A 17718-nucleotide genomic window follows, 5' to 3' on the forward strand; every position below is an offset into this window, starting at 1 on the left:
CGCGCGCCGTGCGGCCTGTTCGGTGCGGGGCTGGGGTGCGGCGGCGGGGGGTGCTGAAGGGGCCAGCAGGGCGACACCGGCCATGGCCAGGGTGAGCGACCGTACACGGGACACGATCAAGAGGGCCTTTCGTCGGGGACACTGACGCACACACTCGGGCACTTTGCCCCATTTTTTCCATATGTGATGCTCTGGCGGCCTCGGCGGGTCCGGACGGCGCACGATCGCACCAGCGGCCGCGACGGGGACTGGAGCCCTGGACCAGGCCGACTGGAGCCGTCCGGCCGCCCGCACCGGCGCGGGCCCGCGCGACGACAGCGATCCGCACCACCGGCCCGAACTGCCCTACTCCTCAAAGGGGGTTCGGCACTCCAGGTGCCCAGCGGGCGCAACCCACGGACGAGACCACCCGCCCACCCTCTTGATGTGACCGCGTCAGCGACGCATATTGGTACGGACCAATGGTCGGACGTTCCCGCGTTCCACCCCGGGAGGCAGAATCGTGCAGGGTATTCCTCCAGCCGTGTCCCCGCGTCGCCTCCTCGCGCTCTGCGGGGTCGTCCTGCTGGCCACCGCCTGCCGCTGGGGCGGATCGGACGGCACGGGCGGCGAGCGGCCGCCCGGGGCGCCCACCGGCGTCACGGCCGAGGCCGGCAGCGCCACCAGTGTGCACGTCATGTGGAACGCGGTCGCCGTCGGTGCGAAGGTGAGCCGGTACGAGGTGTACCGGGGCCCCACAAAGGTCAAGGAAGTGCCCGGTTCCGCACACATGGTGGATGTCATCAGGCTCCGGCCCGCCACCACGCATGTCTTCACCGTGCGGGCCCGGGACGCGGACGGACGCCTCGGGCCGCCCAGCCGGGCGGTGCGGGCGACAACACCCGGGGCGGCCACGGCCGACGACTCCCCTCCCACGCGTCCGGCGGAGCTGCACGGCCGGGTGGCCGGAAGCCGGGCGGCCCAGCTGTCGTGGTCCGCCTCGACGGACGACCGGAACGTCGTGTCGTACGACATACAGCAGGGCGGGAAGAAGATCCACAGTGTGGGCGGGAACCAGACGTCCACAGTGGTCACCGGGCTGCGGCCGGGCACCCGTTACGCCTTCACCGTCCGGGCCAGGGACGCGGCCGGCAATCTCTCCCCGCCCGGCGCCACCGTCCGTCTCACCACCACGGACGGCATGGACGACCTGGCCACGACCGCGCCCACGGACTTCCGGGCGACGAGCCAGGAATCCGGCGGCGCCCATTACCTCGCCCTCACCTGGGTGCCGCCGCGGGTGGACGGGGTGATCACCGAGTACGAGGTGCGTCTGGACGGCCGCGTGGCCACGTCGCTCGTCTACGGCGGTGACGCACCGCGTGACCGGGCGGCGTACCGCTTCTACCTGGGCCGGGAGGCGGGAGTCACCCACCGGGTGCGGATCCGGGCGGTGCTGCCCGACGGGACCTGGGGCGGTTTCTCGGCCGAGCGCACGGTGACGACGGGCGGGCACCGCTGATCCGGTCTCCCGAGCAGGCGGGAAAGGCGGGCGTCACCTGCCCGGATGCGGCCGGAGTGCGAGCCGGTCCCGCTGCCCTTTGGCTGGCCTCGTGGCAGCACGGGCGCTCCCCGACCTCGGCGGCGCAAGGGATGTACCGCCGGCCGTGCCGCCGGAAGGCAGTCCACATGCGCATCTCGAAGCCACTGCTCCGCTCCGGACCGGCCGCGGCAGCCGCCGCCGCGCTCGCCCTGACCCTGGCCGGACCGGCCGCCGCGGCCGGGATCTCCGTCAGCACCACCGGGTCGACGGTCTCGGTCACCACCAGCGCGTGCACCCAGACCAACGGCCACTGGGGCACCGCCTCTCTGCTCGACAGCGGCCGGACGAGCTTCTCGCAGGGCCGCCAGGTGACACTGGCGGGAACTGCTGCGGGACAGTCCGCCGCCTGGTCGAACGTGGGCTCGGGCACCTACACGGTGATCGTGGTGTGTTCCAACGGCAGCACCGCGGGCACCCAGGCCGTCGTCGTCTCCCCGGCGTCCAGCCCGTCGGTCACTCCCACCGCCTCGCCCACCCGCGGGGTGCTGGGCGGTCTCGGCGGCGGCTCGACGGACTACGGCACGGTCACGCTGGTGGCCGGGGGCTCGCTGGTCGGCACCGCCCTCCTCGCCACGGCCTGGTACCTGCGCCGGCGCGACAGGGCCGGCCACCTCTAGACCCGGCGCCGGCCGCCGTCACGTCCGACGCGCTCCGGTCGGGCGGCCGGCGTCGCCTCACCCCGCTGTCCGGCGGTCCTGCCTTCCGCGCGCGCCGGGCCGCTCATGCCCCTCCGCGTCCGGCAGCCGGTCGAACTCCGACAGTGCGTGGTCGAGCCACTGGGTCCAGAACGTCTCCAGGTCGATGCCGGCCCGCAGCACCAGATGCCGCAGCCGGTCCTGCGGCCCGTCCTTGCCGGGCGGGAAGTCGCGCCGCTCGATCTCCCGGTACTCCGCCAGCTGCCGCCCGTGCGACTCCCGGTGGCGGCGCAGATCGGCCTGCAGACCCTCGGTGCCGACCACGGCCGCCGCCCGCAGCCGCAGCAGCATCGCATCGCGGAGCGGCTTGGGATCCTGGGACGCGGCGGTCCAGCGGGCCAGTTCGTCCCGGCCCGCCGGCAGTACCTCGTACGCCTTCTTCTGCCCCCGGGCCGGCTGCGCGGAGGGGAGGGCGCGAATCAGGCCCTCGGCCTCCAGCTTCCCCAGCTCGCGATAGATCTGCTGGTGGGTCGCGGACCAGAAGTAGCCGATCGACCGGTCGAACCTGCGGGTCAGCTCCAGCCCCGACGACGGCTTCTCGAGCAGGGCGGTGAGGATCGCGTGCGGGAGTGACATGGACTCATCCTAGGGACGGGCCGCGCCGCCCCTACAGCGCCGCCGCAAGCTCCGTACCCTGCTTGATGGCACGCTTGGCGTCCAGTTCGGCGGCCACGTCGGCCCCTCCGATCAGGTGCACGGGGCGTCCGGCGGCGAGCAGGGTCTCGTACAGGTCGCGGCGCGGCTCCTGACCGGTGCACAGGACGATCGTGTCGACCTCCAGGACGGTGCTCTCGCCGTCGACGGTGAGGTGCAGCCCGGCGTCGTCGATGCGGTCGTAGTGGACCCCGGGGACCATGGTGACCCCGCGGTGCCTCAGTTCGGTGCGGTGGATCCAGCCGGTGGTCTTGCCGAGACCGGCGCCCACCTTGGACGTCTTGCGCTGGAGCAGGTGGACGGTGCGCGGCGGGGCGGGCCGCTCGGGCGCGCCGAGGCCGCCGGGCCCGCGGTAGTCGAGGTCGACGCCCCACTGGCGGAAGTACGTCTCGGGGTCCTCGTGCGCCTTGTCGCCGCCGTCGGTGAGGAACTCTGCGACGTCGAAGCCGATACCGCCCGCACCGAGGACCGCGACCCGGTCGCCGACGGGGGCGCCGTCGCGGAGCACGTCGAGGTAGCCGACGACGCTCGGGTGGTCGACACCGGGGATGTCCGGGGTGCGCGGGGTGACGCCGGTGGCGACGACGATCTCGTCGTACCCGGCCACGTCGTCGGCGGTGACGCGGATGCCCAGGCGTATGTCGACGGCCAGTTCGGCGAGGCGGGTGCGGAAGTAGCGCAGGGTCTCGTCGAACTCCTGCTTGCCGGGGACCTTGCGGGCGACGTTGAGCTGACCGCCGATCTCGCTCGCGGCGTCGAACAGGGTGACGTCGTGGCCGCGTTCGGCGGCACTGACCGCACAGGCGAGGCCGGCCGGGCCGGCGCCGACGACCGCGACCCGCTTGCGGCGGCGGGTCGGGGACAGGACCAGTTCGGTCTCGTGGCAGGCGCGCGGGTTGACCAGGCAGGAGGTGATCTGCCCGCTGAAGGTGTGGTCGAGGCAGGCCTGGTTGCAGCCGATGCAGGTGTTGATCGCCTCGGGACGGCCGTCCGCGGCCTTGGCGACGAAGTCGGGGTCGGCGAGCATGGGCCGGGCCATGGACACCATGTCCGCCGAGCCCTCTGCGAGCAACCGCTCGGCGAGTTCGGGGGTGTTGATGCGATTGGTGGTGACGAGCGGGACCGACACCTCGCCCATGAGCCGCTTGGTCACCCAGGTGTAGGCGCCGCGGGGCACGGAGGTGGCGATGGTCGGGATGCGCGCCTCGTGCCACCCGATACCGGTGTTGATGATCGTGGCGCCGGCCTCCTCGACGGCCTTGGCGAGGGTGACCACCTCGTCCAGGGTGGAGCCGCCGGGCACCAGGTCGAGCATGGAGAGGCGGTAGATGACGATGAAGTCCTCGCCGACCGCCTCACGCACCCGGCGGACGATCTCCACGGGGAAGCGCATCCGGTTCTCGTAGGAGCCGCCCCAGCGGTCGGTGCGGTGGTTGGTCTGCCGGGCGATGAACTCGTTGATCAGGTAGCCCTCGGAGCCCATGATCTCGACGCCGTCGTAACCGGCCTGCCGGGCGAGGCGGGCGGCGCGGGCGTAGTCGTCGATGGTGCGCTCCACCTCGGCGTCGGTGAGCTCTCGGGGCGGGAAGGGGCTGATCGGCGCCTGGAGGGGGCTCGGGGCGACCAGGTCCCGGTGGTAGGCGTAGCGGCCGAAGTGCAGGATCTGCATCGCGATGCGCCCGCCCTCGCGGTGCACCGCGGCGGTGACGATCCGGTGCTGGTCCGCCTCGGTCCCTGTGGTGAGCCTGGCGCCGCCCTCGTAGGGCCGCCCCTCGTCGTTGGGGGCGATGCCGCCGGTGACGATCAGGCCCACCCCGCCGCGCGCGCGGGCGGCGTAGAACTCGGCCATGCGGGAGAAGCCGCCCTCGGCCTCCTCCAGGCCGACGTGCATGGAGCCCATGAGGACCCGGTTGGGCAGGGTGGTGAAGCCCAGGTCGAGGGGGGTCAGCAGGTGGGGATAACGGCTCATCGGGCCCTCCGTGCGCGGTGTCGTGCCTGTAGTTGTAAGGCACGGACACCGGCTTATGCAACTAGTTGCATAAAGGTGACGGAGGGCACAGCGGTCGAAGAGGTGTCACCGGTTTTCGAGGCGGACGTGCAGTTCCTCCTCCTGATCGCCCGGGACCGTGGTCGGGTCGCGCACCGTGAACAGGGAGTCCAGGGTGGTGCGAAACCGGTCGATCGCCCAGTAGCCGCCGTACACGTCGGCATCGACCGACGACGACAGCCGGACCGGGCGGACACCGCCCTCGTGCGCGTCGGCGACGTCGAACGTGCCGAGCCACACCGTGGGCCGGGTCTGGTGGAACTCCTCGGGAACGTCGCCGGAGCACCGGTCGGACGCGAAGCACGCGCACAGCGTGTCGAAGACGAGCCGGGCGTCGTCCTTGCTGCATCCGCTGATCTCGACCGAGACGGACTCCGGATGCGGTTGCTGGCTGTCCATCGTGATCGCTCCTCTCGTGGTCACGCCGCCGTCCCACCCCTCACTCAGCAAAGCACCACAAACCGGGGAGCACTACCCGCGCACCGGTGCGGAGGTGCCGCTTCCCGGGGCGCCCGCCCCGATGGTGGGAGAAGCTGGAACCGAACGGCAGGAGCGGCGGAAAATCGCCCTCGCGCGCGGTAGAACAAGGGGTGGCGGCACGGCGACGGCATGCCGCGGACATCGGCGAAGGCGGGGCGTGGGATGAGTGCAGCAGGGTCACCCCCGGCCGGCGGTGACGGACCGGCCCGCGGGGCAGTGCGCCCCAGCGGTCTGCTCGACGTGCTGCGCGTGGCCTCGGTGGTCCTGGACGTCGAGGGGCGCGTCATGCTGTGGAGTCCGCAGGCCGAGGAGCTCTTCGGGTACAGCGCGCAGGAGGCGCTGGGCCAGTACGCCGCCCGGATCATGGTGCACGAGGAACACCTGGACCTCGTGGTGAAGCTGTTCGCCGACGTCATGCGCACCGGCCTGAGCTGGGCCGGGGCCTTCCCGATCCGGCGCAAGGACGGCGACACCCGGCTGGTGGAGTTCCGCAACATGCGGCTGCTGGACGAGCGGGGTGAGGTGTACGCCCTCGGCCTCGCGGTGGACCAGTCGACCGTACGCCGGCTGGAGCAGGACGTGGCCCTGTCCACCCGGATCGTCGCCCAGTCCCCCATCGGACTGGCCGTGCTCGACGCCGGTCTGCGGTACGTCTCGGTGAATCCGGCGCTGGAGCAGATCAACGGAATCCCGGGCGAGCGGCACCTGGGCCGCACGATCCAGGAGGTGTTGCCGCTGGTGGACACCGCCGCGATCGAGGACGCCGCGCGCGAGGTCCTGGACACCGGCCGGCCGGTCGTCGACCGGTCCACGACCGGGCGTACCCCGGCCGATCCGGACGAGGACCACACCTGGTCGGTCTCGCTGTACCGGCTGGAGAACGCGCTGGGCACGGTACTGGGCGTGGCCATGTCGGTGGTGGACGTCACCGAGCAGTACCGTGCGAATGCCGAGGCCGAGACCGCCCGGCGTCGCCTCGCCGTGATCGCCGACGCCTCCGCCCGGATCGGCACCACGCTGGATCTCTACCGCACGTCCGGTGAGCTCGCCGATGTGGCCGTGCCGGAACTGGCCGACGCGGCGGCGGTGGATCTGCTGGACGCGGTGGTCCTCGGCCGTCGCAGCGCCCTCGGCCCCACCGAGCCGGCGGTGATGCGGGCGCTGGCGGTCCGCTCGGTGGACGCGGCCGACGTGCTGTCGGCGGCCGACCCGCCGGGCAGGGTGACCCGGTACGGACCGGACCGGCTGATCACCGAGTGCGTACGCACGGGGCTGCCCGTGATGGTGCCGCAGGTGAAGGACGAGGATCTCGCTCGGATCGCCCGCTCCCCGGAGGCGGCCGCACTGCTGGCGCGGGCGGGTGTCCACTCGTATCTGGCCGTGCCGCTGATCGCGCGCGGGGAGGTGCTCGGCGCCCTCGACCTCACCCGCACACGCAACGCCCGCCCCTTCGACGAGGACGACCTGCTGCTCGCGCGGGAGCTGGCGTCCCGCGCGGCCGTGCAGATCGACAACGCCCGCTGGTACCAGAACGCCCGCGACACCGCCCTCACCCTGCAGCGCAGTCTGCTGCCGAGCCATCCGCCGATGACGGGCGGGCTCGAGGTCGCCTCCCGCTACCAGCCGGCCGGCGCCACCAGCGAGGTGGGCGGCGACTGGTTCGACGTGATCCCGCTGGGGAACGACAGGACGGCCCTCGTCGTGGGAGACGTGATGGGCAGTGGCATCGCCGCCGCGGCGACCATGGGCCGGCTGCGCACGGCGACCCACACCCTCGCCTCCCTCGGCCTGGACCCGGCCGTTCTCCTGGAACACCTGGACCGGATCACCGGCGGCCTGGACGAGGCGATCGCCACCTGTGTCTACGCCGTCCACGATCCGCGCGAGCGGCAGTGCACCATCGCCAACGCCGGGCATCTGCCGCCCGCCCGGGTCCGGGCCGGCCACGCGCCCGAACTGCTCGATCTGCCCACCGGGGTGCCGCTGGGCGTGGGCGGGGTCGCGTTCTCCACGACCACCGTCGACCTGGAGCCGGGCGACCGGCTGGTGTTCTACACCGACGGTCTCGTCGAGACCCGCAGGCACCCGCTGGACGAGCGCCTCGACCGGCTGCTCAGCCTGCTGGACCGGCCCGGCCACTCCCTGGAGGAAGTCTGCGACCTGCTCCTGCGCACCCTTCACGAGCCCGACAACTTCGACGACGTGGCCCTGCTGATCGCCCGCGCGACGGCGCCGGGCGCGTGAGCGTCCTCCGCCGTTACGCCGTTACGCCGTTACGCCGTTACGCCGTTACGCCGATCACGACATGGGCGTACCGCTCCTCGCAGACGGCCAGGCGGGTGCGCAGCCCGGCGCCGGTGAAGGCGTCGACGGCGGCGGGGGCCTGCCTGCTGCTGGTCTCCACGAGGAGACAGCCGCCGGGCGCGAGCCACTCCGGCGCGCCGGCTGCGACCCGGCGCAGCACGTCAAGGCCGTCCGCGCCACCGTCGAGCGCGACGCGCGGCTCGTGGTCACGGGCCTCCGGGGGCAGCAGGCCGATCTCGTCGCTCGGCACGTACGGCACGTTCGCCGCGATGACGTCGATACGGCCCCGGAGCTCACCGGGGAGCGCCTCGAACAGGTCACCCCTGTGAACCTGCCCGCCGAGGCCGGCGACATTGCGGCGGGCACAGCGCACGGCGGCCGGGTCGATGTCGGCAGCGTGCAGTTCGGCCTCGCCGAGCCCTGTCGCCAGGGCCGCGCCGACGGCGCCGGAGCCGCAGCACAGGTCCACGACGACGGACGCGCCGGGCGCCTGCGCGAGAGCCTGTTCCACCAGGAACTCGGTGCGTCGGCGGGGCACGAAAACACCGGGTTCCACGGTGATGCGCCGACCGCGGAACTCTGCCCAGCCGACGACGAGCTCGAGGGGCAGTCCGGCTGCCCGGCGCTCGACCATCGCGGCGATGTCCTGGGGTGCCGGCGCGGCGGCGAGGATCAGCCCGGCCTCGTCCTCGGCGAAGACGCAGCCGGCGGCACGGAGGGCCGCGACGACGGAATCCCGGGTGGGCGGGCAGGGCGACGGCAGTGTCAGGGACACGGGCGAGGAGGGCTGGGATGGCGTGTGCGGCATGTGTGGCAAGAGCTGAGAGCCTTTCGGGAGCCGAAGGGCGCTCTCGCGGTCACCTGCTGCCGGTGAACCGCGTCGCTTCGAGGTGAGAGCACCCGACCTGACAAGCGGTGATGGGTCTCACCTCCCTCGGCGTCCCTGGCTGGGTCGGTCCACAGCCGGACGGCCACATTACCCGACGATCTCCGCAGTCGTGCGGTGCGATCAGGACGGATCCGGACCGCTGGGTGAGTGCAGCGGGCGCTCCCGGCCGAGGCGTCGAAGACCATCCAGCACGAGGTGCCCGTCTTCGCCCACCGCGCGCACCCCGCGCGTCGAGCGGGTACGCAGTGCACGGTCGGGTCGACGGCGCGGCGGCCTACGGGACCGGGCGGGGCCAGGAGGCCGGGGACCGACGGACAGGACCGAGGCCCGGGAGGACAGCGGCCAGGGGCCCGGACGGCCAGAAGGGCCCGGGATCCGGGGACCGGGGGCGGCCTGGGGGCGTGGTGGTCCGCGGCACCGCGTACGGTTGAACACCGGAACCACTCGAGCACCTGTCGTAACGGAATCACCGATCACGTGAACATCACCCGAGGCTTCACCGGCCGCCCCCGTGGGGACAATCCCGGACTGCCGCCCGGCCAGTACGACGCCGGCGACGAATGGCCCGTCCTGTCCGCCGAGGTCACCCCCGACCTCGCGCCGGCCGACTGGACCTTCCGGATCGACGGACTGGTGGCGCAGCCCCGTACCTGGGACTGGGAGGAGGCACACGCGATGCCTGCCTCGGCCTACGAGGGTGCCATCCACTGCGTGACGAGTTGGTCGAAGTTCGGGGTACGGTTCGGCGGCGTCTCGCTGGACGCGTTTCTGAGCACGGTCCGTCCCCATGGGTCGGCCACACATGTGGTCGCCTACGCGCACACCGGTTACACCACCAGCCTGCCGCTCGCCGACGTGACCGGTGGCCGGGCCTGGATCGCCTGGGAGTACGACGGACGCCCGCTCCCCGCCGAGCACGGCGGTCCGGCGCGACTGCTGGTGCCTCATCTGTACTTCTGGAAGAGCGCCAAGTGGATCGCGGGGCTGCGGCTCCTGGACCACGACGAGCCGGGGTTCTGGGAAGGCAACGGCTACCACCCGCGCGGCAATCCCTGGGAGGAGCAGCGGTACTCCGGTGACTGAGCGGACGACGCGGACGCCGCGGAACGCGTTGGAGCCGTTCGCCCCGCCGACGCGGTTCGCCGTGCCAGGGCGCATCGGTGTGAACGCGCGGACCGCCTCCCTGTGGCGGACTGCCACACTGACCGAGATCCGTCGCGAGACGCCGCGCGTCTCGACCTTCCGGTTCGCGGTGCCCGGCTGGGCGGGGCATGTTCCCGGGCAGCATCTTCTGCTGCGGCTGACCGCCGAGGACGGGTATGTGGCCCAGCGCCACTACTCAATCGCGTCCGCTCCGGACGACTCCGGCCACATCGAACTGACGCTGGACCATGTCGAGGGCGGCGAGGTCTCGGGCTGGTTCCACACGGTGGCCCGCCCCGGTGACCGGGTCGAGGTGCGCGGCCCGCTCAGTGGCTTCTTCGCCTGGCCGGGTGACCGGCCCGCGCTGCTGGTGGGGGCCGGCTCCGGCGTGGTCCCACTGATGTCGATGGTGCGCCACCACCGGGCGCGGGACATGCGGGTGCCGCTTCGGCTGCTGGTGTCGGCGCGCGGGCCCGAGGAGCTGATCTACGCGCGTGAGTTCGGCGCGGAGACCATGCCGGTGTTCACACGGAGGGCGCCGGAGGGTGTGGCCGTCGGACGTATGGCGGCCGCACATGTGGCACCCATCGTGGCTGAGCAGCCACCCGGTGGCTGGGAGGCCTATGTGTGCGGCTCCAACTCCTTCGCCGAACACGCCTCCAGGCTGCTGACGGCGGCGGGGCAGCCCGTGGAGCGGATCCGGATCGAACGCTTCGGCTGACCGGCGGCCCCGCGTTCGTGCGGGGCGGTGCGACCGGGGCGGACGCCCGTTTCGCGCGGTTGCGGCCGGACACCCGGTGCCCACCGTCCGCCTGTGCCACGCACCGCGGAGGGGTCGTCGGCGCCACCGTCTCGTATGGCTCTCCTCATCCCCGGCTGTGGCGACGGCAGGGAGGTCTGGATGCGAACGCGAGTGCTGTGCCGACGGCGGCGCGGTGCGCCGTGCCGCCGGTCGGACGTCGTCGAGGGTGGACGGCGCTGTCGGTCGTGTGCTGCTGCGCCCGGCGGTCCCGCTGGTGCGGCGCTCGCCACCTGACGACGCCTCCGTGGGGCGGTACGGCATCGGCATGGGGACCGGCACTGCAGGCGGCACGGCGGCCGTGGTGCTCTCGCGCACCGCGCGGCGCGCCGGGTGGCGCGCCGGGTGGCGCGCCGGGTGGCGATGCGCCGCAGGCCGGCCCAGTGGGACCGGGCGTGGGCCCGTGGAACAGGAGTGGACGCATCGCGGGGCGGGAGGACACCTCTTTCCAGAAAACGCTTTCTGTAGCGTTCACCTGGAGCTTTACGAAAAGAGCCTGGCGATTTCCCGGGTGATCCACGTACGGTGGCACCGCTTCGCACTGTCTCTTGACGAAGGCGGTCCCTGATGGCCCTGTTCGACCTCCCCCTCGACGAACTGCGCGACTACCGCAGCACGTCCACGGCACCCGAGGACTTCGACGCGTTCTGGTCCAGAACACTCGACGAGGCGCGCGCGCACGATCTGGACGCACACTTCGAGCCGGTCGACACAGGACTGTCCACCGTGCAGGTGTTCGACGTGACGTTCGCGGGGTTCGGCGGTCACCCGGTCAAGGGCTGGCTGACCCTGCCTTCCCGCGTCGACGCCGCGTTGCCGCTGGTGGTGGAGTTCATCGGGTACGGCGGCGGCCGCGGACTGCCCCACGAGCATCTGCTGTGGGCGTCGACGGGCCGGGCCCACTTCGTGATGGACACCCGCGGACAGGGCAGCGCCTGGGGTGCCGGCGGTGGCACGGCCGACCCGGTGGGCGGCGCTCCGGCGTACCCCGGGTTCATGACGCGCGGCATCGACGCGCCCGCGGACTACTACTACCGCAGGGTGTTCACCGACGCCGTGCGCGCGGTCGAGGCGGCGCGGTCGCACCCGCTGACCGACGCGAACCGCACCGTGGCCGTCGGCGCCAGCCAGGGCGGGGGCATCGCGCTCGCCGTGGGCGGCCTGGTTCCGGATCTGGCGGGCATCGCGCCGGACGTACCGTTCCTGTGCGACTTCCCTCGCGCGACAACGCTCACCGACCGGCATCCCTACCGGGAGGTCGGCCTCTACCTGAAGACCCACCGCGGTCGCTTCGAGGACGTCCTGCACACCTTGTCCTACTTCGACGGCGTGCACTTCGCCGCCCGTGGCCGCGCCCCGGCGCTCTTCTCGACGGCCCTGGAGGACCAGACCTGCCCGCCGTCGACGGTGTTCGGGGCCTTCAACGCCTGGGCGCACGAGGACAAGGCCATCGAGGTGTACGACTTCAACGACCACGAAGGCGGCGGGCCGTTCCATGAGGCGGCCAAACTCCGCTGGATGCGCTCGTACATCTGACGGGGCGGGCCGCTTCGGTTCCGACTCCGGTTCCGAGGAGGCGGGTGGTTCGGGCACTGACGTACCGTACGGTTCCGGTCGAACTGCCGAACCGCTCTTCCCTAGTGGTGCAGACCAACGCTGGACATGGTGGCGCACTGAGCCCGCGCGGCTACGGTACTGCCTGCCGTCGTACACGTGCAGACGGAGCCGGTGACGACGTCGACCAGGTGCACGACCTCGCCGACGGTCGTCATCTGTGCGTCGGGCACAGCGCTCTGGGCGAGGAACCGCAGGTGGAACGCCTCCACGGTCACCGTGGTACGTTCCGGGGTTTGCAACGAATCGTGATCAGGAGCTACCGCTCCGTGCCATACTCAACTACCAACTGGCATCTGATCAGCCTGTGTTGATCACGTTGGCGAAGGGACTGGGGGATGGTGCTGGGGTTGCCCAAGTGGCGCGTGATCGTCGCGTCGGATTCGCGTTCGGCAGAGGATGTGCACGGCGATCTGAGCCGTGATGGTTCCTGGGACTCCGGGATCTCGGTGGAGTTGGAGCAGTCGGCGTCGAGGTTCCGGACGGGGGACGCTGCGATCCTCGTGGCCACCATCGCTGCTGCGAGTTCCGCCCTGACCGCGTTGGTGACCGGCATCCTGGGCCGCGGCGCGGCCAAAGAGGGGCAGCGCATCGTGATCGAGCTCGCGTCTGGGGCCAGGCTCGAGGTACCGGCGGGCGTCGAACCGGCCGAACTGGACCGGATGCTCAGTCTGATCCGCGAGGATCCCCAGCGGATCCTCCTGCCGTGAAGCGAAGGACTGCCCTGGGTGTACCCCTCCGATGAGGCGAACTCGTATACGCAGGCAGGCGATTCTGCCCGGGACCGCTTCGAGCGAACCCGTTCCCGGGCGGAGCTGACCAGAGCGATCTCCTCGTTCCGTGCCGCCGTCGCGGTGCTACCGGCCGACGATCCTGACCGCGTACCGCATCTCTACCGGCTTCTCAGCGCGCTGCATCTGCGCTTCAAGGAGACCGGGGACGAGGCGGACCTGGAATCTGCGATCGCCGCCGGGCGCGAGGCCACCTCCCTGGCCCGGAGGGACACCGTCTGCCTCTCGGCGCTCGCGGCCTTGCTCCTCGATCGGTTCAGGGTGACCGAGCGGAAGGCGGACCTCGACGAGGCGATCGAGGTGGCCCGTACCGCGACGCGCCTGCCGCCCTCACGACCGTCGGACGGCACTGCTGCGCTGGCGAATCTCGGCTCGGCGCTGAGCGAGCGGTTCAAGTACCTCGGATCGGTCGAGGACATGGAGGAGTCGATCGACCTTGGGCGCACGGCGGTCACGCTGAGTCGGCCGGGCCCCTCGCGCAAGCACGCGCTCCACAATCTGGTCCAGGGCCTGCGTCGGCTTGTCATGGAGACCGGACGCTCCGAGGCGCTCGAGGAAGCCGTCGCCGTCGCCCGGCGCGGGGTCAACGCCCGCCCGCGCGAAGGCAGCGACCAGGCCATGAGCCTGGGCGGTCTCGGCGCCGTCCTGGCGGACCGCTGCGAGCTGACCCGCACCCCGGAAGGACTGGACGAGGCCCTGGCCTGCAGCCTCGAGGCCTTCGACATGACTCCCGCGGACCATCCCAAGCGGCAGGCGTATCTGGTCGGCCTGGTGGTCCAATTGGCCCTCAAGGCCCGTTTCTCGGGGAACCCCGCACACCTGGACGAAGCCGTACGCCTCGCACGCGCGTCCACCGAGAGCGCCCCCACACACACCGAGGCGCCCGTCGAACTGATCCTCGTGGTGGCCCTGGTGAACAGGTACCAGGCGACCGGCACGGTCGCGGACCTGGACGAGGCCATCGTGCTCACCCGCGCCGGTCTGGCCCGGACGCAGGACCACCGGCCCGGACACGCGCATTTCTCGGGCGTACTGTCCCAACTGCTGTTCCTGCGCCACAGGCAGGCCGGGGCCGTCGCGGACCTGGATGAGGCGATCCGCCACGAGCGGGCGCGGCTGCAGAATCCGGCCCTCGACCGCAGGCAGCGTGCCACGGTGCTCAATGCACTGGGCCTGCTGCTGTGGGACCGGTCCCGGCGGACGCGGGACCGGGACGACATCGAGGCGTCGATCGCCCTCTGCCGTGAGGCGGTGGCGACCGGGATCCACCGGTCCGACCGGGCGATGCACCTGTCCAATCTCGGCAACGTCCTGTCGGCGCGGTTCGCGTACGCCGGTCGGCTCGAGGATCTGGACGAGGGGATCGACGTGACGCGTCGCGCGGTGGCGGCGTCGACCGGGCGGGAGGCCGACGATCTGGCCCGGTACCTCGCGAACCTGACGTACGCCCTGACCCAGAGGTACGAACGGACCGGGCGCCCCGAGGACGTGGAAGAGGCGGTGTCCGCGGGCCGCAGAAGTGTGTCGCTGATCTCCGGCAGCAACCCGGAACGCGCCCGGTTCCTCGCCAACCTGGGTGCCGCCCTGCGCGCCCGCCACACGTCCACGGGCAACCCGGACGACCGGAGCGCCGCGGCGGCGGCCGACGTCGAGGCCTCGGCCGTGGACACGGCACCGGTGTGGCAACGCCTCGGCTCCGCGAGGGCAGCCGCCGCCGACCTGGTCGCCGCATCCGAAGTGCTGCGCGCGACGGACCTGCTCGAGAACGCGGTACGGCTCCTGCCGGAGGTCAGCCCCCGCCGCCTGGCCCGCAGCGACCAGGAGCACGCGCTGGGCGGCCTGGCGGGACTGGCCGGCGAGGCGGCCTCGCTCGTCCTGGCCGATCCGCGGCTGCCCGCGGCGGACCGGCCGCGGCGGGCCCTGAGCCTGCTGGAGGCCGGACGCGGAGTCCTCATCAGCCAGGCGCTCGACGGCCGCGACGACCTGTCCCTCCTGCGCCTCAGACACCCGGATCTCGCCGCGCGCTTCGTCGCACTCCGCGATCTGCTCGACCAGCCCTGGGAGGCCGGCCCGTCGTCGGGTGGTGCGGAGTCCGGTACTCCCACGGCCCTACCACAGTTCGGCGCCGGCCGCGAACGGCACGAACTCGCCGCGGAGTTCGCCGCCACGCAGGCCAGGATCAGGGCACTCGACGGCTTCGGCTCGTTCGGTCTGCCGCCCGGCGCCGACGAGTTGCTCGGCGCAGCGCAGGCAGGGCCGGTGGTCGTTCTCAACGTCAGCGCGTACGGGAGCCATGCCCTCCTGGTCACCCGGGACGAGGTCACGGCGCTGCCGCTCCCGCGGGCCGACGCGGACGGTGTGGCCACCAAGGCCTCGGCGTTCCTGGCGGCCCGGCAGTCGATCCTGATGGGGGACGCGGCGGCGGAGGAGCGGGGCGGGGCCCGGATGCTCTCCGTACTGGAGTGGCTGTGGGACGCCATCGCGGCCCCGGTGCTGGAGGCACTCGGCCACCGCACCGGCCCCTCTGCCGACACGGAGCCCTGGCCCCGTGTCTGGTGGGTCCCCTGCGGCCTGCTGAGCCTGCTGCCGATCCATGCCGCGGGCCACCACACCACCGCCGCCCGCGAGCGGTGCCCGCGCACGGTCATCGACCGCGTGGTCTCCTCCTACGCCCCGTCCCTGCGCACACTCATCCACACCAGGCAGACCACGTCACCCGCGCGACGCGGGCCGACGCTCCCGACGCTGGTGGTGGCGATGCCGACCACGCCGGGACTCCCCGGCCTGGGCCGCCTGCCGTACGTCACGGAAGAGGTTGGGGTGCTGCGCAGCCACCTGCCCGAACTCACCGTGCTCGCCGACCAGGAGGCCGCGCTGGACGCCGTGGCGGAGCCGACGAAGACCTCCGTCCTCGCCCGCCTCGCCCACCACCCGATCGCCCACTTCTCCTGCCACGGCGCCACCGACCCGCACCAGCCTTCACGCAGCCGACTCCTGCTGCGGGACCACGAGCACGACCCGCTGACAGCCGCGAGCCTGGCCCCGGTCGCGCTGGACCGGGCACAGCTCGCTTACCTGTCGGCGTGCAACACCGCGGCGATCCAACCGGTGCGCTTGCTCGACGAGTCGATCCATCTGGCCTCGGCGTTCCAGATCGCCGGCTTCCCGCATGTCATCAGCACACTGTGGGAGATCGACGATCAGCTCTCGGTACGCATCGCCGACGACTTCTACGCCGGACTCCGCACGCCGGAGGGGGACTTGGACGTGAGCCGCGCAGCACAGGCCCTTCATCGGGCGACCCTCCGCGCCGGCAGAGGAGACGGCACCACGGACGGTCCGGCGGACGCACTCCAGAACCCGTTCCTCTGGGCGTCCTACGTCCACATCGGCATCTGACCCCCGGCGCCTCGGAGGTCAGTCGTCCTCGGACCGCGCCAACTGCTCCTCGAACCAGGCGCGCCGGCTCTGAGGACAGGCCGTACGGAGATGCCCCAGCGCCTGGTGAACCGAGTGCGTGTCATAGCCGGACGTGATCATGCCACGCGACAGAAGGACGTTGAGCGTGTAACCGACCAGCCCATCGCTCAGCCGCCAAAGTGCCCTCGCGGCCTCCTCCTTGACCCGTTGCTCGGTCGTGGGCGAGGCCAGCAGATCGGCGAGCGACGCCAGGGTCAGCATCCCGTCGGGCGGTGCGCTGCGCAGACACCCCAGCGCCACCTCGGGGTTGGGGTGATGAAGGAAGACCTTGGTCCAACTGGCGCGCAGGAGCGTCTGGGCCCGTTCTCCACTGCCGATGTACCCCGTGTGACGACCGTCCTCCGGCCACACATAGGGCAGCGTGCTCTGCCCGAAGAACCGTGCCACATCGATGCTCCAGGGCAGACGCAACGGCGCCATGCCCCACAGCTCGTCCCCCAGCGGATCGGCGGGCAGCGTGACCATCTGCTCCGCGTCGGGCCCGCCCGGCGCGGCCGCGCGCCCGACAGGGCCCACCTCGGTCTGGAGCGACATCTGTCCACCGCAGGCCCGGCAGACGGGCTCGCGCGTCGTACCGCCGGCCCTGGCGAGGCCGCTGCACACGGCGCACTGCAGCAACGAGCACGCACGGCAGTGCAGCCCGCCGCCCGTCTTCACCAGGCCCGCGAGCTCGTCGTAGGTCAGATACAACGACACCGAGCCGACCTTCTCGTCATTGATCGGCAGCTTGTACGGCACGACGAAGAAGCCGCACCAGGCACACCGCGTGCCCGACGGCGAAGGGCTCTGGCTCCGCGGCCGCTCCCCCAGCTCGATCAGCTTGCCGTCGGCCTCGTGGAACAAGTAGATGAGGTCCCGCCCGAAGTTGCCCTCCGGGGTCTCGACGATGTTGTAGACCAGCTCGTCCTTGACAGGGGTTCCACGAAGAAATTCCAGTGCGGCCTGTCGGCTCGGCCCGCCGTAGACGTGGTAAGTGCCCTGCCCTGTTCGTTCGGTCTGCTTGAAACGGACACCGGCCTGAAGCCCGTCACCCTCCTTGCGCTCCGACAACGACATGCAACCCCCATGAAGGCGTGAACCCAACACTGCAAGCTTCAACAGCAATTGACGTGCAGTCAACCAGGCTCGACACGTGGAACCCGTAGAGCACGCCGTCAGGTCACCGCCTTACCCACCGCCGCACCGCTGATGCAGCAGAGCGGTCCACGCCCGAGGCACGATCCCCAGGACGACCTTTCCT

At 71.8% G+C, this 17718-nt stretch carries 14 protein-coding genes; 8 read left to right on the forward strand and 6 right to left on the reverse strand.

From position 1 onward, the window contains the following. Positions 1-523 precede the first annotated feature (523 nt). Positions 524-1501, forward strand: coding sequence for a fibronectin type III domain-containing protein (locus tag ACZ5C2_RS19780; RefSeq protein WP_468792622.1), 978 nt, complete (start codon positions 524-526; stop codon positions 1499-1501). 167 nt (positions 1502-1668) lie between these two features. Continuing rightward, positions 1669-2199, forward strand: a complete 531-nt coding sequence (locus ACZ5C2_RS19785) for a hypothetical protein (protein WP_468792624.1) — start codon at positions 1669-1671, stop codon at positions 2197-2199. A gap of 57 nt (positions 2200-2256) precedes the next feature. On the opposite strand, the gene ACZ5C2_RS19790 is transcribed toward ACZ5C2_RS19785, so the two are convergent. The 3 genes from ACZ5C2_RS19790 to ACZ5C2_RS19800 all read right to left on the reverse strand — a co-directional run bounded on the left by ACZ5C2_RS19790 (position 2257) and on the right by ACZ5C2_RS19800 (position 5377). Next, a complete protein-coding gene (locus tag ACZ5C2_RS19790; protein WP_468792627.1) occupies positions 2257-2853 on the reverse strand; it encodes a PadR family transcriptional regulator in 597 nt (198 codons plus the stop codon). 31 nt (positions 2854-2884) lie between these two features. Further along, positions 2885-4900: an FAD-dependent oxidoreductase gene (locus ACZ5C2_RS19795; RefSeq protein WP_468792630.1), complete on the reverse strand. Its 2016-nt coding sequence runs from the start codon at positions 4898-4900 to the stop codon at positions 2885-2887. A gap of 105 nt (positions 4901-5005) precedes the next feature. Further along, the gene (locus ACZ5C2_RS19800) at positions 5006-5377 is read right to left on the reverse strand and encodes a hypothetical protein (protein ID WP_468792632.1); all 372 of its coding nucleotides are present in this window, start codon (positions 5375-5377) and stop codon (positions 5006-5008) included. 243 nt (positions 5378-5620) lie between these two features. Between ACZ5C2_RS19800 and ACZ5C2_RS19805 the strand changes: the two genes are divergently transcribed. Continuing rightward, complete coding sequence (locus ACZ5C2_RS19805) at positions 5621-7702, forward strand: SpoIIE family protein phosphatase (protein ID WP_468792635.1); 2082 nt, start codon at positions 5621-5623, stop codon at positions 7700-7702. Between the two features lie 37 nt (positions 7703-7739). Here ACZ5C2_RS19805 and ACZ5C2_RS19810 read toward each other — a convergent pair whose 3' ends face one another. Continuing rightward, the gene (locus ACZ5C2_RS19810) at positions 7740-8570 is read right to left on the reverse strand and encodes a putative protein N(5)-glutamine methyltransferase (RefSeq protein WP_468792638.1); all 831 of its coding nucleotides are present in this window, start codon (positions 8568-8570) and stop codon (positions 7740-7742) included. Between the two features lie 558 nt (positions 8571-9128). On the opposite strand from ACZ5C2_RS19810, the gene ACZ5C2_RS19815 reads away from it, so the two are divergent. The 3 genes from ACZ5C2_RS19815 (at position 9129) to ACZ5C2_RS19825 (ending at position 12129) form a co-directional block, all read left to right on the forward strand. Next, complete coding sequence (locus ACZ5C2_RS19815; protein WP_468792640.1) at positions 9129-9734, forward strand: sulfite oxidase-like oxidoreductase; 606 nt, start codon at positions 9129-9131, stop codon at positions 9732-9734. A 28-nt stretch (positions 9735-9762) separates the two neighbouring features. Continuing rightward, entirely contained in the window at positions 9763-10515 is a 753-nt protein-coding gene (locus tag ACZ5C2_RS19820) for a ferredoxin reductase (RefSeq protein ID WP_468792771.1), read from the forward strand. 645 nt (positions 10516-11160) lie between these two features. Further along, complete coding sequence (locus ACZ5C2_RS19825) at positions 11161-12129, forward strand: acetylxylan esterase (RefSeq protein WP_468792643.1); 969 nt, start codon at positions 11161-11163, stop codon at positions 12127-12129. 101 nt (positions 12130-12230) lie between these two features. Here ACZ5C2_RS19825 and ACZ5C2_RS19830 read toward each other — a convergent pair whose 3' ends face one another. Then, the gene (locus ACZ5C2_RS19830) at positions 12231-12425 is read right to left on the reverse strand and encodes a hypothetical protein (protein WP_468792645.1); all 195 of its coding nucleotides are present in this window, start codon (positions 12423-12425) and stop codon (positions 12231-12233) included. A gap of 120 nt (positions 12426-12545) precedes the next feature. On the opposite strand from ACZ5C2_RS19830, the gene ACZ5C2_RS19835 reads away from it, so the two are divergent. Together ACZ5C2_RS19835 and ACZ5C2_RS19840 are read left to right on the forward strand one after the other, a co-directional pair. Then, positions 12546-12917, forward strand: coding sequence for a hypothetical protein (locus ACZ5C2_RS19835; RefSeq protein WP_468792648.1), 372 nt, complete (start codon positions 12546-12548; stop codon positions 12915-12917). A gap of 18 nt (positions 12918-12935) precedes the next feature. Next, entirely contained in the window at positions 12936-16397 is a 3462-nt protein-coding gene (locus tag ACZ5C2_RS19840; protein WP_468792650.1) for a CHAT domain-containing protein, read from the forward strand. An 18-nt stretch (positions 16398-16415) separates the two neighbouring features. Here the strand turns inward: ACZ5C2_RS19840 and ACZ5C2_RS19845 are convergent, their stop codons facing one another. Further along, the gene (locus tag ACZ5C2_RS19845; RefSeq protein WP_468792653.1) at positions 16416-17534 is read right to left on the reverse strand and encodes a hypothetical protein; all 1119 of its coding nucleotides are present in this window, start codon (positions 17532-17534) and stop codon (positions 16416-16418) included. Positions 17535-17718: the final 184 nt, after the last annotated feature.

The organism is Streptomyces sp. NPDC031365 (genome assembly GCF_055569765.1).

What these genes read in the sequence shown, in the direction of transcription:
- ACZ5C2_RS19845 (WP_468792653.1), bottom strand. Translation starts at nt 17,534, where the DNA reads ATGTCGTTGTCGGAGCGCAAGGAGGGTGACGGGCTTCAGGCCGGTGTC.
- ACZ5C2_RS19805 (WP_468792635.1), top strand. Translation starts at nt 5,621, where the DNA reads ATGAGTGCAGCAGGGTCACCCCCGGCCGGCGGTGACGGACCGGCCCGC.
- ACZ5C2_RS19790 (WP_468792627.1), bottom strand. Translation starts at nt 2,853, where the DNA reads ATGTCACTCCCGCACGCGATCCTCACCGCCCTGCTCGAGAAGCCGTCG.
- ACZ5C2_RS19810 (WP_468792638.1), bottom strand. Translation starts at nt 8,570, where the DNA reads ATGCCGCACACGCCATCCCAGCCCTCCTCGCCCGTGTCCCTGACACTG.
- ACZ5C2_RS19800 (WP_468792632.1), bottom strand. Translation starts at nt 5,377, where the DNA reads ATGGACAGCCAGCAACCGCATCCGGAGTCCGTCTCGGTCGAGATCAGC.
- ACZ5C2_RS19795 (WP_468792630.1), bottom strand. Translation starts at nt 4,900, where the DNA reads ATGAGCCGTTATCCCCACCTGCTGACCCCCCTCGACCTGGGCTTCACC.
- ACZ5C2_RS19835 (WP_468792648.1), top strand. Translation starts at nt 12,546, where the DNA reads ATGGTGCTGGGGTTGCCCAAGTGGCGCGTGATCGTCGCGTCGGATTCG.
- ACZ5C2_RS19825 (WP_468792643.1), top strand. Translation starts at nt 11,161, where the DNA reads ATGGCCCTGTTCGACCTCCCCCTCGACGAACTGCGCGACTACCGCAGC.
- ACZ5C2_RS19785 (WP_468792624.1), top strand. Translation starts at nt 1,669, where the DNA reads ATGCGCATCTCGAAGCCACTGCTCCGCTCCGGACCGGCCGCGGCAGCC.